Source organism: Novosphingobium bradum (assembly GCF_042646485.1).
In the GTDB taxonomy this organism is placed as follows: domain Bacteria; phylum Pseudomonadota; class Alphaproteobacteria; order Sphingomonadales; family Sphingomonadaceae; genus Novosphingobium; species Novosphingobium bradum.
The window spans coordinates 222,484-247,670 of sequence record NZ_JBHRTQ010000010.1 but is presented as its reverse complement, the minus strand read 5'-3'; the positions used below and the strand labels follow the sequence as shown (position 1 = coordinate 247,670).

Here is a 25,187-nt window from a genome sequence, read left to right as displayed (position 1 = left end):
CTTGCCGATCGCGGTGATCCTGCGCCGGCTGCCCAACCTGCGCCCGGCCGGCGGTCAACCGGCGATCGAGCGCGGATCGGGCGTGGGACGAAGCCGATCCGGCGTCAGGCCGACTGGATATAGCTGAGCATGGCCTGGGCTTCCTTCTCGACCGCGTCGATCCGGAACTTCACAAGGTCGCCGATCGAGATGAATCCGGCGAAATCGTCCCCGTCCAGCACCGGCAGGTGGCGCACGCGGCGGCGGGTGACCAGCGACAGCGCTTCCAGCACGTCGGTGTCGGGCGTGACGGTGATCGGGGCTTCGGTCATCAACTCGCTCACCGGGCGATCCAGCGCGGCGGCACCTTCGCGGGCGAGGCAATAGATCACGTCGCGCTCGGAAAAGACGCCGATGCAGCGCGGCCCGTCCATCACCGGGAGCGCGCCGATCCGGTGCTCGGCAAGGAGGGCGATCGCCTCGCGGACCGGCTGGCTGGCGGCGGCGGTGACGACGGCGGCGGCGGACCGGCCGGCAAGGATGCGGGCAATGGACATATTCACCTCTCCCCTCAGGTGGAAAATGGTTTCCCGTCGGGCGCCGAGAATGCCACGAACCTGGCCGCCGCGCCAGCCCGGGCGCCAAAGCGAACCGGTCGCGCGGTGGAACAGGGCACCGGGCCATCCGGGCCATTGCATGGGGGCAGGCGCGGGGCCATGTGGCAGGGATGGCCATCCCGTCCTCCCCGCTCGACGATCCCGCCAATGCCGCCCATGCCTGGGCGCGCTACAAGCGGATCATGGCGGGGATGGCCTGGTTTACCCTGGCCGTGGTCGGGGCGGTCCTGGCCCTTCTGTTCTGGCAGAACGGGTTCGTTTCGATCAATCTCTACATCGCCGCCGCGCTGGGCATCGGCGGCATGATGCTGCTGACCGCGGCGCTGATGGGACTGGTGTTCCTCTCCAGCGGAACCGGGCACGATGCCGCGGTGGTCAATCCGCTGGACGATGATCTTCCGCCGGGGTGAGGCGATAGTCCTCCACCGGAACGCCGCCGATCAGGTGTTCCTGGATGATCCGCTCAAGCACCGGCTGGGTGCACGAGTGGTAATAGACGCCATCGGGCCAGACCACGGCGATCGGGCCGGCCGCGCAGATCCGCAGGCAATCGGCCTTGGTGCGCGCAACGCCGCCGCCCGGCGCGTCGGGGCCGGTCAGGCCAAGCTCGGCTAGGCGCTGCTTGAGGTATTTCCACGCGGCATGACCGACCTTGGGCGGACAGCACTTGGCCTTCTGGGGTTCGGCGCAGAGGAAGATGTGGCGCCCGGCCGTGCCGACGCCAGTTTCGGCCATGGCCGCGCGAGCCGCGGCCAGGCGCTGATCGGCCGGGCTGGGTAGCGGCTGTGCCGGATTGGGCAGTGGCGGTTCGGACTTGCTCATGGCGCGGTGATAGCCTCGCGCGGGCGGGCAGGCGAGCGGATCAGCCGCGCTTGCCGACGATCCGCGCGATTTCGGCCGTGACCAGGCGTTCCACCAGCGGGGGCAGGTTCTTGTCGAGCCAATCGGCCAGCATCGGGCGCAGCAGGTCGCGGACCATGCCCTCCAGCGAGGTTTCGCCCGCGCGCACGATCTGCGGGGCGGCGCCCGGCGCGGCCATGGTGGCCAGCGCCGCCAGCGATTCGCGCATCGAGCTGACCGCTTCCTCGGCGATCAGCGGGGCCGGCTCGACCCCGGCAAGATCGCCCAGGTCCAGCACTTCATCCTCGTCCCGGTCAGCGGACCGGGCGGCGGCTTCGGCGGCCTCGGCGGCGGGATCGAAGGTGCGCGGCTCGGCCAGGTGGGCATCGAAACCACGTGATTCCGCCGGGCGGCGGCGTTCGTCGATGGCGCGATTGTCACGCGCGATGACCTGCTTGATCGACGCGAGGATTTCCTCGACCGACGGTTCGCCCGGCTGGCGCATGATCACTTTCCTCCGGTGCCCGTGGGGCTGGTCTGCATTCCGGCCGGCCGCAGGGCGGCGGCGGCGGCATCGGAAATTGCGCCGGTCTGCGCCGGCGTGTCAACCGTGCGGGTGGCGCGGGCGATCGGCCTGGGGTCCTTCTCCCAGTCGAAGATCATGCCGCGCACGCGCCGGTAATTGGCGTCGGGATCGTAGAACGGCCCGGCGTCGAGCGCGAGATCGGCGGCCGTGGCGCGGCCCATCGCGGCGATCAGGTTGAACCCGGCGACATATTCGTTGCGCCGCGCACGGACCAGCACGGTCTGCGCGTTGAGCAGTTCCTGCTCGGCGTTGAGGATGTCGAGGATGGTGCGGTTGCCCACGCTGTTTTCAGCTCGAACGCCTTCCAGGCCGAGCGCGGCGGCATCGACCGCGGCCTGGCTGGAGACGATGATCTCCTGCGAGGCCTTCCACTGCTGGTAATAGGTTCGCACCACGGCGATCACCTCGCGCTCGGTGGCGATCTCGGTTTCGAGCTGGGCGCTTTCGCGGGCCTGGGCCTGGCGCTGCTGCGCCGCGGGCAGGCCGCCCTGGAACAGCGGGATGGTGGCGCGCACGCCGGCCTGGGCGGAAAGCGGCCGGGTGGTCGCCAGCGGGTTGAACGGGCTCTGGTTGTAGGAACCGAGATAGTCCGTCCGGTCACCGGTGACGAAGACCGAGATCTTGGGCAGGCGGCCAGCGCCGGCCGCCTTGCTGTCAAACCGCGAGGCCTTGCTGCGTTCGCGCTCGGCGCGCAGGTCCGGGTTGTTGTCGAGCGCCATGGTCACCGCCTCGTCGGGCGAGCCGGGCATCCCGGGCAGCGGCGGCGGCGGCTGGAGATTGCTGGCCGGCTTGCCGACGAAGCGGATGTAGGTCTCGCGCGAGGCGGCGAGGTTGGCCTCGGCCGAGCGCAGGTCGCTGCGGGCCTGGGCCAGGCGCGCCTGCGACTGGGCCACGTCGGTCCGGGTCAGGTCGCCGATCTCGAAGCGGTCGCGCGTGGCCGAAAGGTTGACTTCCAGCACCTGGACGTTGTTGCGGTTGAGGCCCACGATCGCCTCGTTCTGGATCACGTCCATGTAGGCCGCGGTGGTTTGCGCGAAGAGCCCGGTCTCGACCCCGCGCAGGTCCGACTGGCCGGCGCGCACGCGGGTTTGCGCGGCATTGATCGCATTGCGGACCGCGCCGCCCGAATAGACCGGGTAGGAGGCCGTGGCGGCAACATCGAGCACCCGGTCGGGGCCGATGCCGAAGTTGTTCGCGCTGGCCTTGAGGATCTCGGTGTAGCTGGCATTGCCGCTCAGCGAAGGTAGGCCCTGGGCGCGCGCGATCGGCACGCTTTCATCCACCGCGCGCTGCTGGGCGCGGGCGGCTTCGAGCGTGGGATTGCCGCGGTAGGCGGCGGCCAGGGCGTCGCGCAGGTCATCGGCCAGGGCCGGCGGGGTGGCAAGTGCGCCCCCCAGGACCAGGGCGGCGCGCAGCGCAAGGCGCCGGCGGCTGAGCTGAATTCGATTGTCCATGTGCAGTCATGCCCCCCCGAGCATGGGTTTCAGAAGCTCCAGCGCCGGGGCGCGGCGAATTCGGCAAGAACCGGAATGCCCATGTCGGCCAGCGGCAGCAGGGCAACCTCGCCCGCCACCTTGCGGCCCACGGCGAGCCGGGTGACCCCGTGTTCGACCAGACCGGTGACGATCCGGCCGCCTTCGGCCAGCCGTGCGGCAAGGCCGGCGGGAAGCTGCTCGATCGCGCCATCGACCAGGATCAGCGCAACCAGCCCACCCTTCTTGCCGGTGGCCGCATCGGCCGGGGCAAGGCTGGCGACCTCGGCGCCGAGGCGGCTGGCCAGCGCGGCGAGATAGCCGGAAGGCGAAACCACCAGCACCTGTTCGCCCGCCGCGATGGCGGCTTCGACCAGCATCCGGCCATGGACCAGCGGCGCCGGCAGGGCTTGCCCCTCGCCCAGCGGCAGGGCGCGGTCGATATAGGCATTGGCCTTGGCGGCGGCGGGCACGAAATCTTCCCGGGGCACCGCGTCCATCGCCGCGAGCACGGCGGGATCGTTGACCCCGCTGACGCGAAGCTGGCTGTCGATCATCGCGCGACGGGCGGCGGCGGCGTTGGTGACGGGAGAATCCTCGAGAACGGTCATCGTATCTGGTCCTGCGCGCGCCTTGCGGCGGCGAATAAGCCTGTCCTGTGCAGGAAAGTATTGCGCGCAATACGTCTGCAAATGCCCGCGCCTTCTAGGCCAAGCCCCCCACCGCGCCAAGCGCTTTCGCGGGCGCGGCAGCCAAGATCCGCGCTGCGGCGCGCGCAAACGGGCAGTGCCGCGCCGGGCAAAGGGGGCGCCATGCCGCGCCGCCACATGGCGCTGGCGCGGCGGGCGCGCATCTGGCCGCTTTACCTCGCGCCCCGGTTGGGCCTATGGGCAGCGCCCATATCCCAGCCCCGATTATCCCATCAGCGCAATGGAGTGCGGCCCACCATGTCCGATATGGTCACTATTCGTGAAGACGACCTGATCGAGAGCGTCGCCGACGCGCTGCAATATATCAGTTACTTCCACCCGATGGATTACATCCGCGCGCTGGGCGATGCCTATGAGGCGGAACAAGGCCCGGCGGCGAAGGATGCGATCGCCCAGATTCTCACCAACAGTCGGATGTGCGCCGAAGGCCACCGCCCGATCTGCCAGGACACCGGCATCGTCAACGTCTTCGTCGAATGGGGCCAGGATTGCCGGCTGGAGAGCGACCGCTCGCTTCAGGACGTGGTCGATGAGGGCGTGCGCCGCGCCTATCTCAATGCCGAGAACAAGCTGCGCGCCTCGGTCCTGGCCGATCCCGCCTTCACCCGCCGCAACACGAAGGACAACACGCCCTGCGTGCTCCACGTGACCATGGTCAAGGGCAACAAGGTTTCGGTCGATGTCGCGGCCAAGGGCGGCGGGTCGGAAAACAAGACCAAGTTCAAGATGATGAACCCCAGCGAGAACATCGTGGACTGGGTGATCGAGATGCTCCCGCAGATGGGGGCCGGCTGGTGCCCGCCGGGGATGCTCGGCATCGGCATCGGCGGCACGGCCGAGCATTGTATGTTGCTGGCCAAGCAGGCGCTGATGGAGCCGATCGACATGGCCCAGCTCAAGCAGCGCGGCCCGGCCAACGATATCGAGGCGATGCGGATCGCAATCTTCGACAAGGTCAACGCGCTGGGCATCGGCGCCCAGGGGCTGGGCGGGCTGGCGACCATCCTCGACGTGAAGATTCTCGACGCGCCGTGCCATGCCGCCTCCAAGCCGGTGGCGATGATCCCCAACTGCGCGGCCACCCGCCACGCCCATTTCACGCTCGACGGTTCGGGGCCGAAGTTCCTCGAAGCGCCCAAGCTCGATGAATGGCCCAAGGTCCAGTGGGCGCCCGATTCCGCCGCGAAGCGGGTCAACCTCGACACGCTGACCGCCGAGGAGGTGAAGAGCTGGAAGCAGGGCGATCGCATCCTGCTCAACGGCAAGATGCTGACCGGCCGCGATGCCGCGCACAAGCGCATCCAGGATATGCTGGCCAGGGGCGAGGAACTGCCGGTCTCGTTCAAGGGCCGGGTGATCTACTATGTCGGCCCGGTCGATCCGGTGCGCGACGAGGTGGTGGGGCCGGCCGGACCGACCACCGCCACCCGCATGGACAGCTTCATGGACATGATGCTGGATCAGGGTCTGCTGGCCTGCGTCGGCAAGGCTGAACGCGGCCCGGCGGCAACCGAATCGATCGCCAAGCACGAGAGCGCCTACCTGATGGCCGTGGGCGGCGCGGCCTATCTGGTCGCCCGCGCGATCAAGGGCGCCAAGGTCGTCGGCTTTGCGGATCTCGGGATGGAAGCAATCTACGAGTTCGACGTGGTGGATATGCCGGTGACGGTCGCGGTCGATTCGGCCGGGCAGAACGTCCACAAGCTGGCCCCGCTGGTCTGGCGCAAGAAGATCGCCGAGGAACACCTGCTGGGTTGAACCCCTGCTCCTCCCCGGTCGCGGGGAGGTGGCAGCCGTGCAGCGGCTGACGGAGGGGGTGTTCGGCCGGGCACGACATGGCGACGCCCCCCTCTTCATGGCCCCGCTCCACGGGACAGGGCGGACGCGACGAGCCGGCGCCAGCGTCCGCCAAACCGTGCTGGCGCGGCGCGGGCCAGCGGGTAGACTGGCGGCAATGGCGCTGGCGATGGTCTTCCTCATGGGCGTTGCGAATTTCGCAATGCATCGCGCCGTGCTCGATAGCGGGCACCCGATCCTCGGCCAGATCGGCTGGCTCTATCGCTCGCTCGGCGGCCGGTTCAGCCTGGCGGTCGAATTCGCCCTGCTGGTGGGCACCATGCTGCTGATCGCCAGCGGCGGGGAATGGTGGGCCTGGGGCTATGGCCTCTATACCGCGATGAATGCCCTTTCCGCCTGGCTGATTCTCTCCGGCAAGCTGTGATGCGCCCAGGCCGGCGGCGGTTTTCGCTTGCGGAACCGGCGGGCGAGCTGTTTGTCACCCGGGCATGACCGCGCCGCTCACCCTGTTCCACATCAGCGATCTCCATTTCGGGCTGGAGGATGCCGGCGCCCTGGCCTGGGTCGAGGCGGCGATCGTGCGCGAGCAGCCGGCCGCCGTGGCGGTGACCGGCGATCTCACCATGCGCGCGCGCCTGCGCGAATTTCGCGCCGCGTCCCGCTGGATCGGCGGCCTGGCCGCGCCGGTAACGGTGGAGCCGGGCAACCACGATATGCCCTATTTCAACCTGGCCGAACGATTTACCGCGCCTTTCCGCCGGTTCCGGGCGATCCAGGGGCTGCTGGAAAAACCGCTGGACCTGGGCGACCTGCACGTGGTCCCCTTGCAAACCGTCACCCGCGCCCAGTGGCGGTTCCCCTGGGTCGATGGCTGGGTGCGCCGGGCCGCGCTGGCGCGGTGCCTGGCGCGGATCGACGCCCTGCCGCCGGGCGCCCGGGTGCTGGTCACCGCGCACCATCCCCTGCCCGAACGCGGCCCGGATGGCCGGCGGCTGACGATCAACGGCGCGCGGGCCATGGCCGAACTGGCGCGGCGCGGGGTGCTGGCGGTGCTGACCGGCCATGTCCACGATCCGTTCGATCTTACCGCGCAGACCCCGCAAGGCCCGCTGCGGATGATCGGCGCCGGCACGCTCTCGCGCCGCACCCGCTCGACCCCGCCCAGCTTCAACGAGCTGACCATCGCGGGCCGGACGCTGCGGGTGAAGGTCCGCAACATTGCCGCCGTGCCAACCGCCGCGATGCAGGTGGGTGCGGTCCCCGCCGATGCGCTCCCGCCGCGCGAGGCGGGCCTGCCGGTGGCGCCGGTCGGAGCCGTGCCGCCGGTCGATCCGCCGGTGCACTGACGTTCAGCGGCGGGTGCTCACCCGCGCTTCCACCGCGCGGAACAGGGCATCAAGATCCTCGCGGCTGACATCGAGCACCTCGTCCCATTCTTCCAGAACGGCATCGAGATCGTCCATGGTATAGGCCGGCGGGCCGGCCACGGCGCGGACATGGTGCGGCCAGGCATGGCCGGTCAGGTTGTTCCACAGCCAGCCGCCAGCCACGAGCCCGCCCACATTGGCCAGCAGCGCGCCCAGCAGCGGGCCGGCCGGGCCGGGCGCCAGGCAGGCCAGCAGCGCGCAAGCCCCGCCCGGCGGGTGGAGGCAGCGGGCCAGGCTCATCACCGCGATGGCCAGGGCCACGGCAAGCGCGCCCGACCAGGGCTGGACGGGCAGCAGGGCGTGGATGGCGAGGCCAACCAGGGTGGAGAGCAGGTTGCCGCCCACCACCGACCACGGCTGGGCCAGCGGGCTGGCGGGAACGGCGAAGATCAGCACGGCCGCGGCGCCCATCGGCGCGATCATGAACGGCATGACACCGGCCTGGCCGGCGGGGAACAGCGCGCCATTGATCGCCAGGCCAAGGGTTCCGGCCAGGGCCAGGCCAAGCAGCGCCCCGATCGCGCCGCGCGCCCAGCCGAGGCGACCGGTCGCTCGGGTCGCGGCCTTGGCGAGCAGGCGGTAGGGCATCGGACCTGACCTTCCGGAAGGCGGATACGAAAACGCCCGACCTTGCGGCCGGGCGAAATCGATACCGAGGCGAAAAGCCGGAGGGCTTAGCGCTTCGAGAACTGGAAGGAACGGCGGGCCTTGGCGCGGCCGTACTTCTTGCGTTCGACGACGCGCGGGTCGCGGGTCAGGAAGCCCGCGGCCTTGACCGCGCTCCGCAGGGCCGGCTCGAACTTCGAGAGCGCCTGGGCGATGCCGTGCTTGACCGCGCCGGCCTGGCCCGAAAGGCCACCGCCCTTGACGGTGCAGACCACGTCGTACTGGCCATCGCGATCGGCCACCGAGAACGGCTGGTTGATCACGAGACGCAGGGTCGGACGGGCGAAGTAGACTTCCTGATCGCGGCCGTTGACGGTGATCTTGCCCGAGCCGGGCTTGATCCACACGCGGGCCACGGCGTCCTTGCGGCGACCGGTGGCGTAGGAACGACCCTGGGCGTCGATCTCCTTCTCGCGCAGGGGCGCTGCCGGACCGGTGCGGACCGGGGCTTCCGGAGCGCCGGCTTCGGCGGCGGCGACAGGAGCGGCCGCGCCGCCTGCCAGGGCGCCGAGATCGGCGAGATCGGTGACGGTGTTATCGGACATCAGGCACCCACCTTGTTCTTGCGGTTGCGGCTGGCGACATCGAGCAGCTCGGGCTGCGTGCCGCCGTGCGGGTGTTCGGTACCGGCATAGAGATGCAGGGCGCGCATCTGCGCCCGGCCCAGCGGACCGCGCGGGATCATGCGCTCAACCGCCTTCTCGAGCACGCGCTCGGGGAAGCGGCCGTCCAGCACCTTGGCGGCGGTCACTTCCTTGATGCCGCCGGCGTAGCCGGTGTGCTTGTAGTAGATCTTCTGCTTCAGCTTGTTGCCCGTCAGCCGCACCTTGCCGGCGTTGATCACGACGACGTGATCGCCGCAATCCACGTGGGGGGTGAAGCTCGGCTTGTGCTTGCCGCGCAGGAGATTGGCGATGATCACCGCAAGGCGACCGACCACCAGGCCATCGGCATCGATCAGATGCCACTTCTTTACCACCTCGGCCGGCTTGATCGACCGGGTGCTCGTGCTGAGCGCCTTCATGGGCTTCAAATTCCCTTGTCTTATCGGACCAGGACCGGGATGCCCGGCGCTGGGGAAGGCGGGCCAATGGCCGAACAGGCCCATCGAGTCAAGGTTTCCGCGGCTTTGCGAGGAGGTAAAATGATACCTCCAATCCGTTCGGCCCTCAGGGCGCCGCGGCCAGGCTCCAGCGTTCAAGGCTCAGCCGCTCGGTCCCGTCGAGTTCGGTGATCACCCGGCGCTCCATGTGTTCCAGCACGCCGCCCGGGCCGTCGCTTGCCGCGACGGTGACCGTGACCTGGCCCGAACGGCCATCGGGCAGGGTCATCTCGCGCTGCTCGCGCCGCTCTCCCGGCATGGGGCGGAACAGGTCGGCCGGCCAGGCATTGCCCTGGGCCTGGCCCTGGGCCTGGAGTCTGGCTGCCATGCCCAGGGCGGCAGTGCGCTCGGCCGGGGTAAGGTCGGTTCGGGCGAGATAGGCGGTCATGGCCTTGCGCGCGCCGCCGAGTTCGACGGTTTCCGTCGGCGCCGGGCGGGCCACGATCAGGCCCGAACGATCCAGTTCAAGCGGGAACAGGCCGGTATCGGGGCGCTGGCGCTCCACCTCGGCGAGGTCGGCCATGGCGGCCGGCGCCTCCACCTCGACCCCGGCGAGATCGCCGGTAACCGTGAAGCCGGCGGCGCTGGCGCTGATCTGGATGTGGTACCGGCGGCGAACCACCAGCTGCTGGCCATCAGCCAGGGTGCGGCGCAATTCGCGGGTCAGCACCAGCGGCCCGGCCGGAGCGCGGAACGGCGCCGCCTGGGCCTGGGCCGCGGGCGCCGCGGCAAGGCCAGCGGGCACCGCCAGCGCGGCCAGCGCCATCCCGAGCGCCCGGTCCAGCCGGCGCCGGTTGCCCGCCGCTCCGGGAGACAGTCTCCCGCTCATTGTTGTTCCCCCGTGGTGCCGGCCCCGGACAGGCCCGGGCCGGCGACTGGATCCCCAAGCCAGCGGACGGTTGCCGACCCGGCCGAATCGCAGGCCCGGCCGGAAATCGCCCGGACTTGCCGGGATTGTAGCGCGGCAATCCTTTCGACAAGCTTTTCAATCGGCGCGGCCAGGGCCGTGGCGGCCTGGGTCGGGATCAGGCTGCCGGCGCTCCCGCTCATCCGCGCGGCCCTTCCGGGCGGCGTCCCAGCGCGTGGGCGCCCCAGACCGTGGCGGCAACCAGCAGCGCGCCAACCAGCTGGTGGGCCACCGCCAGCCCCAGCGCGATTCCGCTCATCACCGTGGCGATGCCGAGCAGGACCTGGGTGCCGAAAGCCGAATGGATCGCCACGCCCACCGACCGGGCGCCGGCCCGGCGCAGCCGGCGGGCCATGATCACCAGCACGGCAACCACCACCCAGGCCCACCAGCGATGGACGAAATGGGTGAGGAAGGGATCGCCGAGCAGGGCATGGGCGGCGCCCTGCGACCAGTCCACCCCCTCGGGAAACAGCTGGCCCTGCATCAGCGGCCAGTCGCTCGCCACGTGGCCGGCGCGCAGGCCGGCAACCAGAGCGCCGAGGAACAGTTGCAGGCCAAGCACGCCAAGGGCCGCCAGGCCGAGGCCGGTCAGCCGGTGCCGCGCCTCGCCGCGGGCGTGGGCGATGAGGTCCAGCGCGGTCCAGACCAGGCCGCCCAGCGTGAACAAGGCGGTCAAAAGGTGGGCGGCAAGGCGGAAATGGCTGACCTTCACGTCGTTGACGATGCCCGATTGCACCATCCACCAGCCGATCGCGCCCTGCAGGCCGACCAGCGCGATCAGGGCGCCCAGCCGGGGCAGGTAGCCGCGCGGAATTTCGCGGCGCAGGCCGAACCAGGCGGTCACCAGCACCAGCACCATGCCGATCCCGCGCGCCAGCAGGCGGTGGACCCATTCCCAGAAGAAGATGGTCTTGTAGGTGGCCAGAGTCATCCCGGCCGGGCCGTTGATTTCGATATATTGCGGGGTCTGCCGATAGGCATCGAACTCGGCCTGCCACTGCGCCTGGGTGAGCGGGGGGATCGCGCCGCTGACCGGCTTCCATTCGGTGATCGAGACTCCGGATTCGGTCAGCCGGGTGATCCCGCCCACCGCGACGATGGCCGCGACCATGGCCGCGACGATCAGCAGCCAGCGCGCCAGTGCCAGCGGCCTTGCCCGCGTGGCGGTTTCCCGATGGCCCTCAATCGCCTGCGTCGAACCCTGCATGGCCTTGCCGATGCGCCGCACGGCGAAAAATCGCAAGGGTGTTGTAAGGTGGACCGACATTTGGGCAGGGCACCAGAGCCTGTTTCGCGCCGCGATCCCGCGCCACCCTTGAACGATGTTACAACATAACATAAATCGCGGCCCATGCGTGATGCGCTCCTTGCGATTCGGGACCGGCTCGACGGTTACGGCGTGCTCCTTTCGGGGCTCTGCGCGGTCCATTGCGTCGTGGGGCTGGTGCTGGTGACCTTTCTCGGCCTTGGCGGCGGCGTCCTGCTCTCGCCCGGCGTGCACCGGATCGGCCTGGCGCTGGCCGTGGCCATCGGCATTGTCACCCTGGGCCTGTCAGCCATGCGCCACGGCCGCATGGGGCCGGCGCTGATCGGCGCGGGCGGCCTCTCGCTGATGGCCGCCGGGCTGGTGGTCAGCCATGGCCCGGCCGAGGCGCTGCTGACCATTCCCGGCGTTGCCCTGGTGGCCTTCGCCCATATCCGCAACTTGCGCGACGCGCACTGAGCGCTATCTGCCTGGGCGATGACCGCTGAAATCGCCCTCACCCTCAACGGCGAGCCGCGCCGCGCGCCCGCCGGCAGCTCGATCGCCCAGTTCGTCGCCCTGCTCGGGTTCAACCCGGCCCGGGTGGCGGTGGAACGCAACGGCGATATCGTCCCGCGCGCCACGCTGGGCGATGTCCTGCTGGCCGAGGGCGACGTACTGGAAATGGTCCATTTCGTGGGGGGAGGCGAAGCGATGAACGATGCCGTTGACGACAATCGGCCGGAAGATACCTGGACGGTTGCCGGCCGCACCTTCCGCTCGCGCCTGATCGTGGGCACCGGCAAGTATCGGGACTTCGCCCAGAACGCCGCCGCCGTGGCCGCGTCCGGCGCGGAGATCGTCACCGTGGCGGTGCGCCGGGTCAACCTGTCCGATCCGTCCGCGCCGATGCTGACCGATTTCATCGATCCCGCGAAGATCACCTACCTGCCCAACACCGCCGGCTGCTTCACCGCCGAGGAGGCGATCCGCACCCTGCGCCTGGCGCGCGAGGCCGGCGGCTGGGATCTGGTCAAGCTGGAAGTGCTGGGCGAGGCCCGCACGCTCTATCCCGATATGCGCGAAACCCTGAAGGCGACCGAGGTGCTGGCCAGGGAAGGCTTCCTGCCGATGGTCTACTGTGCCGACGATCCGATCGCCGCGCGCCAGCTGGAAGAGGTGGGCGCCGTGGCGATCATGCCGCTGGGCGCGCCGATCGGCTCGGGGCTGGGCATCCAGAACAAGGTGATGATCCGCCTGATCGTCGAAGGGGCCAGGGTGCCGGTGCTGGTCGATGCCGGCGTCGGTACCGCTTCGGACGCTGCCGTGGCGATGGAACTGGGCTGCGAAGGCGTGCTGATGAACACCGCCATCGCCGAGGCGAAGGACCCGGTGCTGATGGCCCATGCGATGAAGCTGGCAGTGGAAAGCGGCCGCGCCGCCTACCGCGCCGGGCGCATGGCCACCCGCCGCTACGCCGATCCCAGCAGCCCGCTCGCCGGTCTGATCTGACGACCCGATCCTTCCCGCGAGCGGGGAGGATTTCCTCGTTAACCCCGCCCTAACCATGTCCGTGCGAGCATGACCTTCGCGGGAATCGCCCCGCTTCGGGATCATGTTCGGGATCACTGGGCCATGCGTAATGCCGCCACCGCCTCGCTCGCCATCGCGGAATTCCGCGAATTCGCCGCCTTCTCGCCGTGCGAGCAGCGCTACATCAAGCGCAGCCTCGATGTCGGGCTGGGCCGCCAGGATGCCTTCAAGCTGTGGGCGCGCGATGCGGCGGAAATGGCCTCGATCCGCAGCCAGTATGTCGCCTACCAGGAACTCAAGACCCTGCGCGGCGATCCGCCGGTGGAAACCTCGCTTGATGGGGTCGATGCCTATGTCGGCAAGCTGGTGCGGGTCTCCGCCTTCGATCTCGCCCAGGGGCGCCTCGGCTGCTTCTCGGCCTATCGCTTCCTTTACGAGCGCCTGATCGGCCCGATGGCCCGCCCCTGGCTGCCTTCGGCCTTCTGCGGTGCCGCCGCCCTGCCCCAGATCCGCCCGGACCTTCGCAAGGTGCTGCTGCAATCCATCAGCGAAGCCGCCGCCACCGCCCCGGGCTGGTCACCCGCTGCGCCCAGCTTCTATCCCGAATGGGTGGAGCAGGAAGCGGCCTGAACCCGGGCCGCCTCAGCCCTTGTACAGCGCATCCAGCCGGGCGCCGTAGCGTTCCTTCAGCTTGTGCCGGCGGATCTTCAGGCTCGGCGTCATTTCCTCGTTGTCGATGGTGAACGGCTCGTCCGCGAAGGCGAACTGGCGGACTTTCTCGACCACCGAGAGCTCCTGGTTCACCCGGTCGATCGCGGCGCGCACCGCGCTGCGGAAGGCGGGGAGGCCTTGCAGACCGGCCATGTCGAACTTCTCGTCATTGGCCCGCGCCCAGCCCAGCGCCCATTCGGCATCGGGCACCACCAGGCCGACCAGCCAGGGCCGCCGGTCGCCCATCACCATGGCCTGGGCGATCTCCGGCTGGAGCGTGAGCATCCCCTCCACCCGCTGGGGCGAGACATTGTCGCCCTTGTCGTTGACGATCATGTCCTTCTTGCGGTCGGTGATGACGATCCGGCCCTTGGCATCGAGATGGCCTACGTCGCCGGTGTGGAGCCAGCCATCGTGCAATGCCTTCGCGGTCTCTTCGGGATTGCGCCAGTAGCCCTTCATCACCAGCTCGCCGCGTACGAGGATTTCCCCGTCCTCGGCGATGCGAACCTCGACGCCCGACAGCGGCCGGCCCACCGTATCCATCTTCAGGCCCGTTGCAGGGCGGTTGCAGCTGACCACCGGGCCGCTTTCGGTCTGCCCGTAGCCCTGGAGCAGGGTGAGGCCCATGGCGCTGAAGAAGGTGCCGATCTCGGGGTTGAGCGGGGCGCCGCCCGATACCATCGCCTTTATCCGTCCGCCGAATTTCGCGCGCACTTTCGGGCGCAGCAGGCGGGCGATCAGGAGGTCGAGCGGGCGGTCGACCAGGCGCTTGGCCCCTTCGACGGCGCGGCCTTCGATCCGGAGTGCGCGGTCCATCAGGAAGTTGGCGATCCGGCCCTGCTTCTCGATCTGCTTCATGATCCGCGTCCGCAGGACCTCGAACAGGCGCGGGACCACCACCATGATCGTGGGGCGCACCTCCTCGATGTTGGCGGCGAGCTTGTCCAGCCCTTCGGCATACCAGATCTGCGCGCCCATCCCGATCGGCAGCAACTGGCCGCCGGTATGCTCATAGGCATGGGACAGCGGGAGGAACGAGAGGAAGGCCTCGGGCTTGCGGCCGGTGGGGTCCCAGCCGAAATCCTGCGCCAGCACCTCGGCGGCGCCGGCCACGTTTCGCAGCAGCATCCCGTGGTGCTGCATCACCCCGCGCGGTGCGCCGCCGGTGCCGCTGGTGTAGATCAGGCAGGCCAGGTCCTCGCGCCCGATCCCGGCGATCCGCGCGGCGACGGCCTTGCGGGCGCAAGCGGCATCGCCCGTGACGAGCGCGGCCCAGTCGTGCCCCGTGGCGTCGCCCAGCTGGGGCAGGCGGAAGCTTTCGATGGCGATCACGTGGGTCACGCCATTGGCCCGCAGCACCGCCGGCAGGAGCGGCCTGGCCAGCCTGGCATCGGCGACGATCACCGCGCGGGCGCCGGAGTTTTCCAGCACGTGGGCGTGATCGCGCTCGGTATTGGTGGTGTAGGCAGGGACCGTGACCAGCCCGGCGGCCATGATGGCAAGATCGGCAATGCACCATTCGGGGCGATTGTCGGCCACCAGCATGACCCGGTCGCCGGCGACCAGGCCCATCGCGCGCAGGGCTTCGGCCAGCAGGCAGACCTGGTCGGCCACCTCGCGCCAGGTCAGCGCCTGCCACTGGCCATCGCGCCTGGCATGGAGGAACGGACGGTCGCCCAGTTCGTCGGCGCGCGCCAGGAACAGCGCGACGAGATTGGGAGCGGCATCGAAATCGGCTAGCTGCACAGTGGTCCTCGTCCCCCGTGGCGCGCGGGCACGCGCCATTCCCCTCGCGGCGGAGTCTAGCACCGGCCAGCGCGAGGGCAACGGCCCTGCGCGAAACGGTTGTGAGGGGCGGGACCGTCAGGGTCAGGGCGTGGCCGCGGCGCCTTCGCTGCGCGGATCGGCGGCGCCGACCAGCCGGCCGCCCACCGCCTCGACCGCATTGGCCTTGTAGCGGCCCTCGCGCAGCTGGATGTCGGCATGGCCAAGCGCGCCGAGCGCGGGGACCATCTGCTCAAGCGCGGTGCCCTGTTCGATCACCACGGTCGGCCCCGGGGCGAACAGGACCGGCAGGGCGATGGCCCGCTGGGCCGACAGGTGCCAGTCGAGCACGCCGATGATCGCCTTGGCCACTTGCGCCGGGATGGTCGCCCCGCCGCCCGCGCCGACCGCGAGGCGGAAATGGCCTTTGGCATCGTGGACCAGGGTGGGCGCCATCGAACTGCGCGGACGCTTGCGCGGCGCCACGGCATTGGCCACCGCTCGCCCGTCGACGGTGGGGGCAAGGGCGAAGTCGGTCAGCTCGTTATTGAGGAAATAGCCGTTCACGAACAGGCCCGAGCCGAAGGCGGCCTCGATCGTGTTGGTATAGCTGACCGCGCTGCCCCAGCGGTCAACTGCGACGAAATGGGTGGTCCCGTGCTCCTCGGCCGGGGGCGCCGATGCGCGCGACAGGCGCTGGGCGCCGGGCGGGGTCCCGGCGGTCACCACCGAGAGGGTATGGGCCGGGTCGATCAGCGCCGATCGCTGGGCCAGGTAGGCCGGGTCCATCAGGCCGGCGGCGGGCACGGTGACGAAATCGGGATCGGCCAGGTAGCGATCGCGGTCGGCATAGGCGAGGCGCATCGATTCGGCGATGAGGTGCCAGGCCACCGGCGATTCCGGGCCGAGCGCGGTCAGGTCGAAGCGCTCCAGTTGCTTGAGAATGGCGAAGACCGTGGTCGCCCCCGACGAGGGCGGACCCATCCCGCAGATCCGCCATTGCCGGTAGGTGCCGCAAAGCGGAGGGCGCAGCTGGGCCTGGTAGGCGGCAAGGTCGGCCGTGGTCATCGGCGCGGGAGCCTTGGGTGCGGTGGTCACCGCGCGCACGATCGCCGCGGCTTCGGCCCCCCGGTAGAAGGCGGCGGGGCCGTGCCGCGCGATTCGGCTGAAGGTTTGCGCCAGCGCCGGAATGCGGATCCGCGTGCCCACCGCCACCGGCTCGCCCGTGGGGGTGTAGAAGAGCTTGCGGGCTTCGGGGGAAAAGGCGCCGCTGGTCTGGCTCAGGGCCAGCGTGGCATGAAGCCGCGGGCTGACCAGGAATCCGTCGCGCGCAAGGCGGATCGCCGGCTGGAACAGGCGCGCCCAGGCCAGCCGGCCATGGCGGGCATGGGCCTTGGCGGCAAGCGCGATGGTGCCCGGCACGCCCACGCCCCGGCCGCCGGGCACCAGGGCGGCGAAGGCCAGCGGCTGGCCCCCTGCCATGAACCAGTCGGCATCGGCCGCGGCGGGCGCGATCTCGCGGCCGTCGATCGTCTCGACCCGGCCCTGCGCGTCGCTATTCAGGAAGAAGCCGCCACCCGCGATGCCCGAGCTTTGCGGTTCGACCACGTTGAGCGCGAGCATGACCGCCAGGGCCGCGTCGGTCGCGCTGCCCCCGGCGCGCAGGATCTCGGTTCCGGCGGCGACGGCGCGCGGATCGGCGGCGGAGACCATGCCCTCGCCCTGGGCTGCGGTGCGAGTGGCAGCCTGCGTCGCCGGTTGGCGGGCGGCAGCCGGCGGCGGCGCCAGCGCGGCTGCGCCCAGCAGCAGGGCGGTGGCAAGGCCTTTGGGCAGGGACGGCGCGGGCAGTGGCATGGCGGGGGAGGCTATTCGCTCCCGACCGCCTCGGCAATTGTCGCAAACCCAAATTGCGCGCGCAGGGCGTCCAGTCCCCTGACGATGCGGCGGGCCAGGCCCGGCCCTTCATAGACCAGCGCGCTGTACAGCTGGACCAGGCTGGCCCCGGCGCGAATCCGGGCGAAGGCATCCTCGGCGCTGGCGATCCCGCCCACGCCGACAAGCGGAACGGCCCCGCCGGTGGCCTTGCGGAAATCGCGCAGCCGCTGGAGCGCCAGCTCGCGCAAGGGCGCGCCCGACAGGCCGCCGGTTTCGCCGGCATGGCGCGAGGCGAGCGGGGGGCGGCTGATCGTGGTGTTGGCGACGATCAGCGCGCCGAGCTTCTTGTCGATGGCGATGCGCGAAATCGCATCGATATCGGCCGGCTCCAGATCGGGGGCGACCTTGAGGAAGATCGGAGGACGGGAAGGCCGGGGGCCTTCCCCAGTATCCGATCTGGGCGGCCCGCCGGCGCCACGCGCGGCCAGCACGGCATCGAGCAGGTCGGACAGGGCTCCTTCATCCTGCAGGGCGCGCAGGCCGGGGGTGTTCGGGCTGGAGACGTTGACCGCGAGGTAGCTGGCGAGCGGGGCCATCAGCCGGGCCATGGTGGCATAGTCGGCCACGCGGTCGGTCGAATCCTTGTTGGCGCCGATGTTGATCCCGACGATGCCGGGGCGATGGGCGCGCGCGGCCAGGCGCTGCACCGCGGCCTCGGCGCCGCCGTTGTTGAAGCCCATGCGGTTGATCACCGCCCGGTCCTCGGTCAGTCGGAACAGGCGGGGGCGCGGATTGCCGGGCTGGGCCAGCGGCGTGATCGAGCCAACCTCGACGAAGCCGAAGCCCAGGCCAAGCAGGGCATCGGGCACTTCGCCATCCTTGTCGAACCCGGCGGCCATGCCCAGCGGATTGGGAAACCGCAGCCCGGCGACCTCGGTGGCGAGGCTGGGCGAAATGGGCGCGCGGGCCGTGCCGCCGCGCAGCGCCAGCGCCCGCACGGCGATGCCATGGGCGCGCTCGGCATCGATTCGGAACAGGGCGGGGCGCAGCAGCGAATAGAGCATGGCGGGGCTATGGCAGGCGTCGCGCGGCCTGTCGACACGGCCCGGCGGCGAAGGATTCTGATGCGAAAGCTCAACTAAATCGATTGGAATGGAATTCGCGGGGTGGCGATGTCGGATTCATACAATTCACGCCCGTCTCGCCTGGCCTATCGGGTTCCTGCGACCCGAAGGGCTCCACGCGCAGGTTTGCCTGCAATAGAGCTCTCAACTTCAGGGCGGCGTTCAGGCGATCCTCTTCGGGTTGCGGGCGCCGCCCTTTTTTCGTGCCCTTTTCCGGCGGTTGTATTCGGGCCGGGGCGCGCCTAAGTACCCCTCCGAGTAACCGGAACGAATCAGTCTGATTTCGTCCCCCGCCGCCGGAGATCACCCCATGCGCCTCTCGAGCATGGCCGACTATGCCGTCCTGATGATGAGCGCCGCTGCCCGGCATTGCGGCGGCGCGCGGCTCAACGCGGCGCAACTGGCGGAGGAAACCGGCCTGCCCGGGCCAACCGTGGCCAAGCTGGTCAGCCGGCTCTCGGCCGCTGGCCTGCTCAAGTCGGTGCGCGGCGCCCATGGCGGGTTCAAGCTGGCCCGCCCGGCCGCGGCGATCACCGTGGCTGATATCGTCGAGGCGGTCGAAGGGCCGATCGCGCTCACCGCCTGCGTCGATACCGGCAAGCACGATTGCACGCTGGAACCCGGCTGTTCGCTGCGCCCGCACTGGCCGCAGGTGAACGCGGCCCTGCGCGGCGCCCTGGCGGGCATCGCCCTGGCCGAACTGTCGGGACCGGTGCGCGCGGGAGTGGCGGCATGAGCGAAGGGGCCGAACCCGTGGCCATTAAGGACCAGGCCGCCCGCGAGGCCGCGCTGCGCGTGGCCGAATACGAGCATGGCTGGGTTTCCGACATCGAGCAGGAATATGGCCCCAAGGGCCTGTCGGAAGATACCGTGCGCTTCATCTCGGCCAAGAAGGCCGAACCGGAATGGATGCTGGAGTGGCGGCTCAAGGCCTATCGCCACTGGCTGACCATGCCGATGCCCGACTGGGCCAAGCTCAAGGTCCCGCCGATCGACTACCAGGCCGCCTATTACTGGGCCGCGCCCAAGGCGAAGAAGGAACTGGCGAGCCTCGACGAGGTCGATCCGGAAATTCTCCGGGTCTACGAGAAGCTGGGCATCCCGCTGGAGGAGCAGAAGGTGCTCGCCGGGGTTGAAGGCGCGCGCCGGGTGGCGGTCGACGCGGTATTCGACAGCGTTTCGGTGGCCACCACCTTCCGCAAGGAGCTGGAAGCGGCGGGCGTGATCTTCCGCTCGATCTCCGAGGCGATCCGCGAATATCCCGATCTGGTCCGCCGCTGGCTGGGCAAGGTCGTGCCGATGCACGACAACTACTTTTCCGCGCTCAACTGCGCGGTCTTTTCCGACGGGACCTTCGTCTACATCCCCGAGGGCGTGCGCTGCCCGATGGAGCTGTCCACCTATTTCCGCATCAATGCCGAGAACACCGGCCAGTTCGAGCGGACCCTGATCGTCGCCGACAAGGGTGCCTACGTGTCCTACCTCGAAGGCTGCACCGCGCCCCAGCGCGACGAGAACCAGCTTCATGCCGCCGTGGTCGAACTGGTCGCGCTCGACGATGCCGAGATCAAGTATTCGACCGTGCAGAACTGGTATCCCGGCGATGCCACCGGCAAGGGCGGGATCTACAATTTCGTCACCAAGCGGGCGCTGTGCCAGGGCGCGCGCAGCAAGGTGAGCTGGACCCAGGTGGAAACCGGCAGCGCCATCACCTGGAAATATCCCAGCTGCGTACTGAACGGCCAGGATTCGGTGGGCGAGTTCTACTCGGTCGCGGTGACCAACAATTTCCAGCAGGCCGATACCGGCACCAAGATGATCCACAACGGCAAGGGCAGCCGGTCGACCATCGTGTCGAAGGGGATCAGCGCGGGCCGCAGCAACAACACTTATCGCGGCCTGGTGCGCGTGGCCGCCGGGGCCGACGACGTCCGCAATTTCACCCAGTGCGATTCGCTGCTGCTGGGCAAGGACTGCGGAGCGCACACCGTGCCCTACATCGAGGTCAGGAACCCCTCGGCCACGATCGAGCACGAGGCGACCACCAGCAAGATCTCCGACGATCAACTGTTCTACGCGATGCAGCGCGGGCTGGACCAGGAATCGGCCGTTGCCCTGATCGTCAACGGCTTCGCCAAGGAAGTCCTGCAGCAATTGCCCATGGAATTCGCGGTCGAGGCGCAGAAGCTGCTCGGCATTTCGCTGGAAGGTTCGGTTGGATGAAGAAGACGCTCACCCTGCGCGAGCCCGATGCGGCGGCGCCCGCGATCAAGAAGAAGGGGCGCGGCTGGGAAATCTCGGAGAAGCGGCTCGATGCCCTGCATGAGCGGGCGCGCGAGATGAAGCGCAATCCCACCCCGGCGCAGGAGGCCCTGGCCGCCGCGCTCGCGGCGACTGATACCGGCGGCTACAGCTTCAAGCGCAAGACGGTGATCGGCTCGGCCATCGTCGACTTCGCCTGCAAGCCGCTGATGCTGGTGATCGAACTGTCCGGCGATGAAGACGCCGCCTTTGCCGCCACCCGCGATCGCAGCCTGGCCGAAGTGGGCTACCGGGTGGAGCGGATCGCCGCCGATGCCGTGCTGGCCGATCCGGATGCGGCCGCCGCCCAGGTGGTCAACGTGATGCGCGAGCGCTGGCAGGAACGGCGCACCCGCGCGAAACCCGATGGCGCCGCGCCGCGCGGCCGGGCGGGGTGATCGTGCGCCGCATCACCCCTGTTCCGGTTGGCCCTGCTCCGCTCGGCTCAGAAATCGTAGCCGAGCAGCTCTATGTCCCGGGCATAGATCCGGGCGACGATGTCGCGCAGCCGCGGGGTGTAATAGGCGCGATAGTCCGTCCGGGGCGCTTCGTTCTGGGGCTGGAAGGCGATCGGGCGGCCCAGGGTGGCGCTCAGCCAGGCCTCGGTCTGGCCGATGTTCTCCAGCCGGCCGACATGGGTGAAATCCATGGCGCCGCCGGCATCGAGCAGGTAGCCGTGCTGGGGGCGGAACACGCCATCGATCCGGCCGGGTTCCCGTTGGTCCAGCCACTCCTCGACGAAACGCGCGAAGGTGGCGAATTGCGGAACCGCATATTGGGCGGGGCGATGGATGCGGATCGTGCCGACCTCGCTGTCGCCGCCGCCGGCCCGGGCAAAGGACCAGGCCGAGACCAGCCGATCCCAGGGATTGCGAACCACGGAGAAGCGCGGCAGGGTCAGGACGTCGCGCGGGCCGACGGCCTTCAGGTCGGCCAGGCCGAAATGGCCGATAAAGCGCCCGTAGACCGCGCTGGAGATGCTCGTGCCCGCGGTGCGTGGCACGTGGATGAAGGCCACGCCCGCATCACGGAATGCGCCGGCGCGCAACCGGGCGCGCACCCGCTGGCGCACGGTTTCGGGGATCGTGGAGGCCGCCGTGGAGCGCAGGCCGGACATAAACTGGATCAAGATCGACCTGTACCGAAGGATGTGCGCCCCGGCTTCCGAAAGTTAGGGCAAGGCCCGCTGATGCGTCATGGCGCTCCTTCGCGCAAGCCCGCCGGCAGCCTTTGTGCGGCGCACCGCTCCAGCCCCGGCGGGCCGGGCGGTCGCCGGCCCGGCCCCACCCCCTGCCCTCCCCCGATTCTGCGGACGACCCATGCTTGAGATTACCGACCTCCACGCCGAAGTTGCCGGAAAGCCGATCCTCAAGGGTCTTTCGCTCAAGGTCAACGCGGGCGAGATCCACGCCATCATGGGGCCGAACGGCGCCGGCAAGTCGACCACCGGCTATGTCCTGGGCGGCCGGCCCGGCTACACCGTCACCGGCGGCTCGGTTCGCTTCGACGGGCAGGACCTGCTCGCGCTCGCCCCTCATGAGCGCGCGGCCGCCGGCCTGTTTCTCGGCTTCCAGTATCCGGTGGAAATTCCCGGCGTGTCCAATGTCCAGTTCCTGCGCGAGGCGCTCAACGCCCAGCGCAAGGCTCGGGGGGAGGAGCCGCTTTCGGGCGGCGAATTCCTCAAGCTGGCGCGCGAGAAGGCCGGTCTCCTGAAGATGGACATGGAGATGCTCAAGCGGCCGGTGAACGTGGGCTTCTCTGGCGGCGAGAAGAAGCGGGCCGAGATGGTGCAGATGGGCATTCTCGATCCCAGGCTCGCCATTCTCGACGAGACGGACTCGGGCCTCGACATCGATGCGCTGCGGATCTGCGGCGAGGGGATCAATGCGATCATGCGGCGGCCCGACAAGGCCGTGCTGCTGATCACCCATTACCAGCGCCTGCTCGACTACGTGAAGCCTGATTTCGTCCACGTGCTGGCGGGCGGGCGGATCGTGAAGTCGGGTGGGCCGGACCTGGCGCTCCAGCTCGAGCGCGAGGGTTACGAGGCCGTTGCATGACCATTGCAGGCGCCCCGCTTCCCACCCGTAAGGACGAGGACTTCCGCTATGCCGACCTGGCCGCGCTGGAGCGCGCGTGGCCGGTCGCGGTGGAGGCCATCGCGCTCGATGCCGGCGAGGCGCGCGACCTGGTGCTGGTGCCCGAAGGCGGGCAGGTGGTCCGCCACCTGGCGATCACCCTGGCGCCGGGCGCGCAATTCGACCTGCGCGTGCTCAATGCCGGCCATGCCTATGGGCGGATCGCGCTGGATGTGCGGCTGGAACGGGGCGCGCGCTTCACCCTTGGCGCGGCGCAGGTCGGCGGCGGGGCGCAGATGCTCGAACTGGTGACCAACGTGGTCCATGCCGGGCCGGATGCGGTGAGCCGGCAGGTGGTCCGCTCGGTGCTGGGCGGCCAGGCGACGGGCACCTATCTGGGCAAGGTGCTGGTCGCGCGCGGGGCCGATGGCACCGATGGCGAACAGTCGGTGCGGGCCATGCTGCTGACCCGCACGGCAACCGCCAATGCCCGGCCCGAGCTGGAAATCTACGCCGACGACGTCAAGTGCGCCCATGGCTGCGCGGTGGGCGAGCTGGACGAACAGGGCCTGTTCTACCTGCAATCGCGCGGGCTGCCGCCCTCGGCGGCCAAGGGCCTGATGCTCCAGGCGTTCCTTGCCGAGGCCTTTGTCGGCGCAGCGAGGGAGGACGATCTCAACGCGGCGGCCCTGGCGGCGCTGGAGGCCTTGCTGTGAGCGACCTGGCCGTGCCCACCCTCGACAGCGCCGCGCTGCGGGCCGATTTCCCTGGCCTTTTCACGCGCGACGGCGCGCCCTGGCACTATCTCGACAGTGGCGCCTCGGCCCAGAAGCCGCGCGCCGTGATCGCGGCCTGCGCCCGCGCCATGGGCGAGGACTATGCGACCGTCCATCGCGGGGTCTATTCGCGCTCGGCCGAGATGACCCTGGCCTTCGAGGCCGCGCGCCGCCGGGTGGCGAGCTTCATGGGCGGGCAGGAGGGCGAGATCGTCTTCACCCGCGGTGCCACCGAGGCGATCAACCTCGTGGCCCAGACCTGGGGCCGGGCCAACCTCAAGGCCGGGGACCGCGTGCTGCTTTCGGTGCTGGAACACCATTCCAACATCGTGCCCTGGCAATTGCTGCGCGACCAGGTGGGGATCGTCATCGACGTCTGCCCGCTCACCCCCGATGGCCGGATCGATCTCGATGCCGCCGAGGCCATGCTGACGCCGGCGCACAGGCTGGTGGCGCTCGCCCACGTGTCCAACGTGCTCGGCTCGGTGCTCGACGTGCCGCGGGCCGTGGCGCTCGCCCGCGCGGTGGGCGCGAAAGTGCTGATCGACGGATGCCAGGCCGTGCCGCGCCTTCCCGTCGATGTCGCCGCGCTGGGCTGCGATTTCTACGCCTGGTCGAGCCACAAGCTCTATGGGCCGACCGGGATCGGCGTGCTGTGGGGCCGGGCCGAGCTGCTCGATGCGATGCCGCCCTGGCAGGGTGGCGGCTCGATGATCGACCGGGTGACCTTCGCGGCCACCACCTATGCCCCCGCCCCCATGCGGTTCGAGGCCGGAACCCCGGCGATCGTCGAGGCGATCGGGCTGGCGGCCGCGATCGCCTATGTGGAGGCCATCGGCATCCCGGCGATCCACGCCCACGAGGCGCGGCTGGTGGCCCTGCTGCGCGACGAACTCAGGGCGATGAATGCGATCACCCTGTTCGGGCCGGAGGACAGCGCGGGCATCGTCAGCTTCGCGCTGGACGGCGTCCACCCCCACGATCTCGGCACGATCCTCGATGAGGAAAACGTGGCGATCCGCGCCGGGCACCACTGTGCCCAGCCGCTGATGGATCACCTCGGCGTCCCCGCCACGGCCCGGGCCAGCTTCGGGCTCTACAACGACGAGAGCGACATTGCGGCCCTGCTCAAGGGGATCGCACGCACCAGGAGGATTTTCGGATGAGCGGCGAAGAGCCGAAATTCACCGTCGAACAGGTGGACTCCGTCAGCCCGCCGCCGCGCGCGCGGGTGGAGGATGGGCCGAACGAAAGCGGGCCGGACGAAACCCTGGGCGACAAGCTCGGGCGCAAGCGCGATTACCTGGAAGGATTCCTCGCGCAGCAGCCCACAGGCCTGGCCGGCCACGAACCGGGCGGCGCGCTGTATGAAGGGGTGATCGCCGCCCTGCGCGACATCTTCGATCCGGAAATCCCGGTGAACATCTACGATCTCGGCCTGATCTACGGGGTCGACATCACCGCCGATGGCGCGGTGGCCGTGACCATGACGCTGACCACGCCGCATTGCCCGGTGGCCGAATCGATGCCGGCCGAGGTGGAATTGCGGGTGAGCGCGGTGCCCGGCGTGCGCGAGGCCGAGGTCAACCTGGTCTGGGATCCGCCGTGGGATCCGCAGAAGATGAGCGACGACGCCAAGCTCGAACTGGGAATGCTGTGATGCGCCCCCCATA

At 69.7% G+C, this 25,187-nt stretch carries 28 protein-coding genes; 14 read left to right on the top strand and 14 right to left on the bottom strand.

Annotated elements, in window-relative coordinates:
* Nucleotides 1–104: 104 nt before the first annotated feature.
* Complete coding sequence (locus ACFOD9_RS12505; RefSeq protein WP_379510447.1) at nt 105–536, bottom strand: CBS domain-containing protein; 432 nt, start codon at nt 534–536, stop codon at nt 105–107.
* Between the two features lie 170 nt (nt 537–706).
* On the opposite strand from ACFOD9_RS12505, the gene ACFOD9_RS12500 reads away from it, so the two are divergent.
* Nucleotides 707–1,006 (top strand): hypothetical protein, encoded by a 300-nt coding sequence (locus tag ACFOD9_RS12500; protein WP_379510446.1) that lies wholly within the window; start codon nt 707–709, stop codon nt 1,004–1,006.
* On the opposite strand, the gene ACFOD9_RS12495 is transcribed toward ACFOD9_RS12500, so the two are convergent.
* From ACFOD9_RS12495 to ACFOD9_RS12480, 4 genes are all read right to left on the bottom strand, one after another.
* Complete coding sequence (locus ACFOD9_RS12495) at nt 972–1,331, bottom strand: (2Fe-2S) ferredoxin domain-containing protein (protein WP_379510567.1); 360 nt, start codon at nt 1,329–1,331, stop codon at nt 972–974. The genes ACFOD9_RS12500 and ACFOD9_RS12495 overlap by 35 nt on opposite strands.
* Before the next feature lie 127 nt (nt 1,332–1,458).
* A complete protein-coding gene (locus tag ACFOD9_RS12490) occupies nt 1,459–1,941 on the bottom strand; it encodes a DUF2497 domain-containing protein (RefSeq protein WP_379510445.1) in 483 nt (160 codons plus the stop codon).
* 2 nt (nt 1,942–1,943) lie between these two features.
* The gene (locus ACFOD9_RS12485; RefSeq protein ID WP_379510444.1) at nt 1,944–3,476 is read right to left on the bottom strand and encodes a TolC family outer membrane protein; all 1,533 of its coding nucleotides are present in this window, start codon (nt 3,474–3,476) and stop codon (nt 1,944–1,946) included.
* A gap of 29 nt (nt 3,477–3,505) precedes the next feature.
* Nucleotides 3,506–4,105: a protein-L-isoaspartate O-methyltransferase family protein gene (locus ACFOD9_RS12480; protein ID WP_379510443.1), complete on the bottom strand. Its 600-nt coding sequence runs from the start codon at nt 4,103–4,105 to the stop codon at nt 3,506–3,508.
* 336 nt (nt 4,106–4,441) lie between these two features.
* On the opposite strand from ACFOD9_RS12480, the gene ACFOD9_RS12475 reads away from it, so the two are divergent.
* From ACFOD9_RS12475 to ACFOD9_RS12465, 3 genes are all read left to right on the top strand, one after another.
* The gene (locus tag ACFOD9_RS12475) at nt 4,442–5,962 is read left to right on the top strand and encodes a fumarate hydratase (RefSeq protein WP_379510442.1); all 1,521 of its coding nucleotides are present in this window, start codon (nt 4,442–4,444) and stop codon (nt 5,960–5,962) included.
* Nucleotides 5,963–6,158: 196 nt separating this feature from the next.
* A complete protein-coding gene (locus tag ACFOD9_RS12470) occupies nt 6,159–6,425 on the top strand; it encodes a hypothetical protein (RefSeq protein ID WP_379510441.1) in 267 nt (88 codons plus the stop codon).
* A gap of 64 nt (nt 6,426–6,489) precedes the next feature.
* On the top strand, nt 6,490–7,347 hold the full coding sequence (locus ACFOD9_RS12465) for a metallophosphoesterase family protein (RefSeq protein ID WP_379510440.1): 858 nt from the start codon (nt 6,490–6,492) through the stop codon (nt 7,345–7,347).
* A gap of 3 nt (nt 7,348–7,350) precedes the next feature.
* Here the strand turns inward: ACFOD9_RS12465 and ACFOD9_RS12460 are convergent, their stop codons facing one another.
* The 5 genes from ACFOD9_RS12460 to ACFOD9_RS12440 all read right to left on the bottom strand — a co-directional run bounded on the left by ACFOD9_RS12460 (nt 7,351) and on the right by ACFOD9_RS12440 (nt 11,313).
* Nucleotides 7,351–8,016 (bottom strand): HPP family protein, encoded by a 666-nt coding sequence (locus tag ACFOD9_RS12460; protein WP_379510439.1) that lies wholly within the window; start codon nt 8,014–8,016, stop codon nt 7,351–7,353.
* Between the two features lie 86 nt (nt 8,017–8,102).
* Entirely contained in the window at nt 8,103–8,639 is a 537-nt protein-coding gene (rpsI, locus tag ACFOD9_RS12455; protein WP_379510438.1) for a 30S ribosomal protein S9, read from the bottom strand.
* Entirely contained in the window at nt 8,639–9,118 is a 480-nt protein-coding gene (gene rplM, locus ACFOD9_RS12450) for a 50S ribosomal protein L13 (protein ID WP_379510437.1), read from the bottom strand. Before rplM ends, rpsI begins: the two co-directional genes overlap by 1 nt.
* Nucleotides 9,119–9,263: 145 nt before the next feature.
* Complete coding sequence (locus ACFOD9_RS12445; protein WP_379510436.1) at nt 9,264–10,025, bottom strand: hypothetical protein; 762 nt, start codon at nt 10,023–10,025, stop codon at nt 9,264–9,266.
* A 217-nt stretch (nt 10,026–10,242) separates the two neighbouring features.
* Nucleotides 10,243–11,313, bottom strand: coding sequence for a COX15/CtaA family protein (locus tag ACFOD9_RS12440; protein WP_379510435.1), 1,071 nt, complete (start codon nt 11,311–11,313; stop codon nt 10,243–10,245).
* Nucleotides 11,314–11,457: 144 nt separating this feature from the next.
* Between ACFOD9_RS12440 and ACFOD9_RS12435 the strand changes: the two genes are divergently transcribed.
* The 3 genes from ACFOD9_RS12435 to ACFOD9_RS12425 all read left to right on the top strand — a co-directional run bounded on the left by ACFOD9_RS12435 (nt 11,458) and on the right by ACFOD9_RS12425 (nt 13,512).
* Nucleotides 11,458–11,829 (top strand): MerC domain-containing protein, encoded by a 372-nt coding sequence (locus ACFOD9_RS12435; protein ID WP_379510434.1) that lies wholly within the window; start codon nt 11,458–11,460, stop codon nt 11,827–11,829.
* Between the two features lie 18 nt (nt 11,830–11,847).
* Nucleotides 11,848–12,861: a sulfur carrier protein ThiS gene (thiS, locus tag ACFOD9_RS12430; RefSeq protein ID WP_379510433.1), complete on the top strand. Its 1,014-nt coding sequence runs from the start codon at nt 11,848–11,850 to the stop codon at nt 12,859–12,861.
* Nucleotides 12,862–12,984: 123 nt separating this feature from the next.
* The gene (locus tag ACFOD9_RS12425; RefSeq protein WP_379510432.1) at nt 12,985–13,512 is read left to right on the top strand and encodes a hypothetical protein; all 528 of its coding nucleotides are present in this window, start codon (nt 12,985–12,987) and stop codon (nt 13,510–13,512) included.
* Between the two features lie 12 nt (nt 13,513–13,524).
* Here the strand turns inward: ACFOD9_RS12425 and ACFOD9_RS12420 are convergent, their stop codons facing one another.
* The 3 genes from ACFOD9_RS12420 to ACFOD9_RS12410 all read right to left on the bottom strand — a co-directional run bounded on the left by ACFOD9_RS12420 (nt 13,525) and on the right by ACFOD9_RS12410 (nt 18,299).
* Nucleotides 13,525–15,342 (bottom strand): AMP-dependent synthetase/ligase, encoded by a 1,818-nt coding sequence (locus ACFOD9_RS12420; protein WP_379510431.1) that lies wholly within the window; start codon nt 15,340–15,342, stop codon nt 13,525–13,527.
* Between the two features lie 123 nt (nt 15,343–15,465).
* Entirely contained in the window at nt 15,466–17,214 is a 1,749-nt protein-coding gene (gene ggt, locus ACFOD9_RS12415; protein ID WP_379510430.1) for a gamma-glutamyltransferase, read from the bottom strand.
* An 11-nt stretch (nt 17,215–17,225) separates the two neighbouring features.
* Entirely contained in the window at nt 17,226–18,299 is a 1,074-nt protein-coding gene (locus ACFOD9_RS12410) for a quinone-dependent dihydroorotate dehydrogenase (RefSeq protein ID WP_379510429.1), read from the bottom strand.
* Nucleotides 18,300–18,669: 370 nt separating this feature from the next.
* Here ACFOD9_RS12410 and ACFOD9_RS12405 point away from each other — a divergent pair, with 370 nt between their 5' ends.
* The 3 genes from ACFOD9_RS12405 to ACFOD9_RS12395 are packed head-to-tail and all read left to right on the top strand — an operon-like array spanning nt 18,670 to nt 21,058.
* Nucleotides 18,670–19,095: an SUF system Fe-S cluster assembly regulator gene (locus ACFOD9_RS12405; protein ID WP_379510428.1), complete on the top strand. Its 426-nt coding sequence runs from the start codon at nt 18,670–18,672 to the stop codon at nt 19,093–19,095.
* Nucleotides 19,092–20,582 carry a Fe-S cluster assembly protein SufB gene (sufB, locus tag ACFOD9_RS12400; RefSeq protein WP_379510427.1) on the top strand — a complete coding sequence of 497 codons (1,491 nt, stop codon included), beginning with the start codon at nt 19,092–19,094 and terminating at the stop codon, nt 20,580–20,582. The genes ACFOD9_RS12405 and sufB overlap by 4 nt, the downstream gene beginning before the upstream one ends.
* A complete protein-coding gene (locus tag ACFOD9_RS12395) occupies nt 20,579–21,058 on the top strand; it encodes a DUF559 domain-containing protein (RefSeq protein WP_379510426.1) in 480 nt (159 codons plus the stop codon). Before sufB ends, ACFOD9_RS12395 begins: the two co-directional genes overlap by 4 nt.
* Before the next feature lie 47 nt (nt 21,059–21,105).
* On the opposite strand, the gene ACFOD9_RS12390 is transcribed toward ACFOD9_RS12395, so the two are convergent.
* Nucleotides 21,106–21,789, bottom strand: a complete 684-nt coding sequence (locus ACFOD9_RS12390; RefSeq protein WP_379510425.1) for a sulfotransferase family 2 domain-containing protein — start codon at nt 21,787–21,789, stop codon at nt 21,106–21,108.
* Between the two features lie 190 nt (nt 21,790–21,979).
* On the opposite strand from ACFOD9_RS12390, the gene sufC reads away from it, so the two are divergent.
* The 4 genes from sufC to ACFOD9_RS12370 are packed head-to-tail and all read left to right on the top strand — an operon-like array spanning nt 21,980 to nt 25,174.
* Nucleotides 21,980–22,720: a Fe-S cluster assembly ATPase SufC gene (sufC, locus tag ACFOD9_RS12385; RefSeq protein WP_379510424.1), complete on the top strand. Its 741-nt coding sequence runs from the start codon at nt 21,980–21,982 to the stop codon at nt 22,718–22,720.
* Complete coding sequence (locus tag ACFOD9_RS12380) at nt 22,717–23,454, top strand: SufD family Fe-S cluster assembly protein (protein WP_379510423.1); 738 nt, start codon at nt 22,717–22,719, stop codon at nt 23,452–23,454. The genes sufC and ACFOD9_RS12380 overlap by 4 nt, the downstream gene beginning before the upstream one ends.
* Before the next feature lie 5 nt (nt 23,455–23,459).
* Nucleotides 23,460–24,680, top strand: a complete 1,221-nt coding sequence (locus ACFOD9_RS12375) for an aminotransferase class V-fold PLP-dependent enzyme (RefSeq protein ID WP_379510566.1) — start codon at nt 23,460–23,462, stop codon at nt 24,678–24,680.
* Nucleotides 24,677–25,174, top strand: coding sequence for an SUF system Fe-S cluster assembly protein (locus ACFOD9_RS12370; RefSeq protein WP_379510422.1), 498 nt, complete (start codon nt 24,677–24,679; stop codon nt 25,172–25,174). The genes ACFOD9_RS12375 and ACFOD9_RS12370 overlap by 4 nt, the downstream gene beginning before the upstream one ends.
* The last annotated feature ends 13 nt before the right edge of the window (nt 25,175–25,187 follow it).

Bases quoted from the DNA above. Each gene is read 5' to 3' on its own strand.
- ACFOD9_RS12505 (WP_379510447.1), bottom strand. From the start codon at position 536: ATGTCCATTGCCCGCATCCTTGCCGGCCGGTCCGCCGCCGCCGTCGTC.
- ACFOD9_RS12500 (WP_379510446.1), top strand. From the start codon at position 707: ATGGCCATCCCGTCCTCCCCGCTCGACGATCCCGCCAATGCCGCCCAT.
- ACFOD9_RS12495 (WP_379510567.1), bottom strand. From the start codon at position 1,331: ATGGCCGAAACTGGCGTCGGCACGGCCGGGCGCCACATCTTCCTCTGC.
- ACFOD9_RS12490 (WP_379510445.1), bottom strand. From the start codon at position 1,941: ATGCGCCAGCCGGGCGAACCGTCGGTCGAGGAAATCCTCGCGTCGATC.
- ACFOD9_RS12485 (WP_379510444.1), bottom strand. From the start codon at position 3,476: ATGGACAATCGAATTCAGCTCAGCCGCCGGCGCCTTGCGCTGCGCGCC.
- ACFOD9_RS12480 (WP_379510443.1), bottom strand. From the start codon at position 4,105: ATGACCGTTCTCGAGGATTCTCCCGTCACCAACGCCGCCGCCGCCCGT.
- ACFOD9_RS12475 (WP_379510442.1), top strand. From the start codon at position 4,442: ATGTCCGATATGGTCACTATTCGTGAAGACGACCTGATCGAGAGCGTC.
- ACFOD9_RS12470 (WP_379510441.1), top strand. From the start codon at position 6,159: ATGGCGCTGGCGATGGTCTTCCTCATGGGCGTTGCGAATTTCGCAATG.
- ACFOD9_RS12465 (WP_379510440.1), top strand. From the start codon at position 6,490: ATGACCGCGCCGCTCACCCTGTTCCACATCAGCGATCTCCATTTCGGG.
- ACFOD9_RS12460 (WP_379510439.1), bottom strand. From the start codon at position 8,016: ATGCCCTACCGCCTGCTCGCCAAGGCCGCGACCCGAGCGACCGGTCGC.
- rpsI (WP_379510438.1), bottom strand. From the start codon at position 8,639: ATGTCCGATAACACCGTCACCGATCTCGCCGATCTCGGCGCCCTGGCA.
- rplM (WP_379510437.1), bottom strand. From the start codon at position 9,118: ATGAAGGCGCTCAGCACGAGCACCCGGTCGATCAAGCCGGCCGAGGTG.
- ACFOD9_RS12445 (WP_379510436.1), bottom strand. From the start codon at position 10,025: ATGAGCGGGAGACTGTCTCCCGGAGCGGCGGGCAACCGGCGCCGGCTG.
- ACFOD9_RS12440 (WP_379510435.1), bottom strand. From the start codon at position 11,313: ATGCAGGGTTCGACGCAGGCGATTGAGGGCCATCGGGAAACCGCCACG.
- ACFOD9_RS12435 (WP_379510434.1), top strand. From the start codon at position 11,458: ATGCGTGATGCGCTCCTTGCGATTCGGGACCGGCTCGACGGTTACGGC.
- thiS (WP_379510433.1), top strand. From the start codon at position 11,848: ATGACCGCTGAAATCGCCCTCACCCTCAACGGCGAGCCGCGCCGCGCG.
- ACFOD9_RS12425 (WP_379510432.1), top strand. From the start codon at position 12,985: ATGCGTAATGCCGCCACCGCCTCGCTCGCCATCGCGGAATTCCGCGAA.
- ggt (WP_379510430.1), bottom strand. From the start codon at position 17,214: ATGCCACTGCCCGCGCCGTCCCTGCCCAAAGGCCTTGCCACCGCCCTG.
- ACFOD9_RS12410 (WP_379510429.1), bottom strand. From the start codon at position 18,299: ATGCTCTATTCGCTGCTGCGCCCCGCCCTGTTCCGAATCGATGCCGAG.
- ACFOD9_RS12405 (WP_379510428.1), top strand. From the start codon at position 18,670: ATGCGCCTCTCGAGCATGGCCGACTATGCCGTCCTGATGATGAGCGCC.
- sufB (WP_379510427.1), top strand. From the start codon at position 19,092: ATGAGCGAAGGGGCCGAACCCGTGGCCATTAAGGACCAGGCCGCCCGC.
- ACFOD9_RS12395 (WP_379510426.1), top strand. From the start codon at position 20,579: ATGAAGAAGACGCTCACCCTGCGCGAGCCCGATGCGGCGGCGCCCGCG.
- sufC (WP_379510424.1), top strand. From the start codon at position 21,980: ATGCTTGAGATTACCGACCTCCACGCCGAAGTTGCCGGAAAGCCGATC.
- ACFOD9_RS12380 (WP_379510423.1), top strand. From the start codon at position 22,717: ATGACCATTGCAGGCGCCCCGCTTCCCACCCGTAAGGACGAGGACTTC.
- ACFOD9_RS12370 (WP_379510422.1), top strand. From the start codon at position 24,677: ATGAGCGGCGAAGAGCCGAAATTCACCGTCGAACAGGTGGACTCCGTC.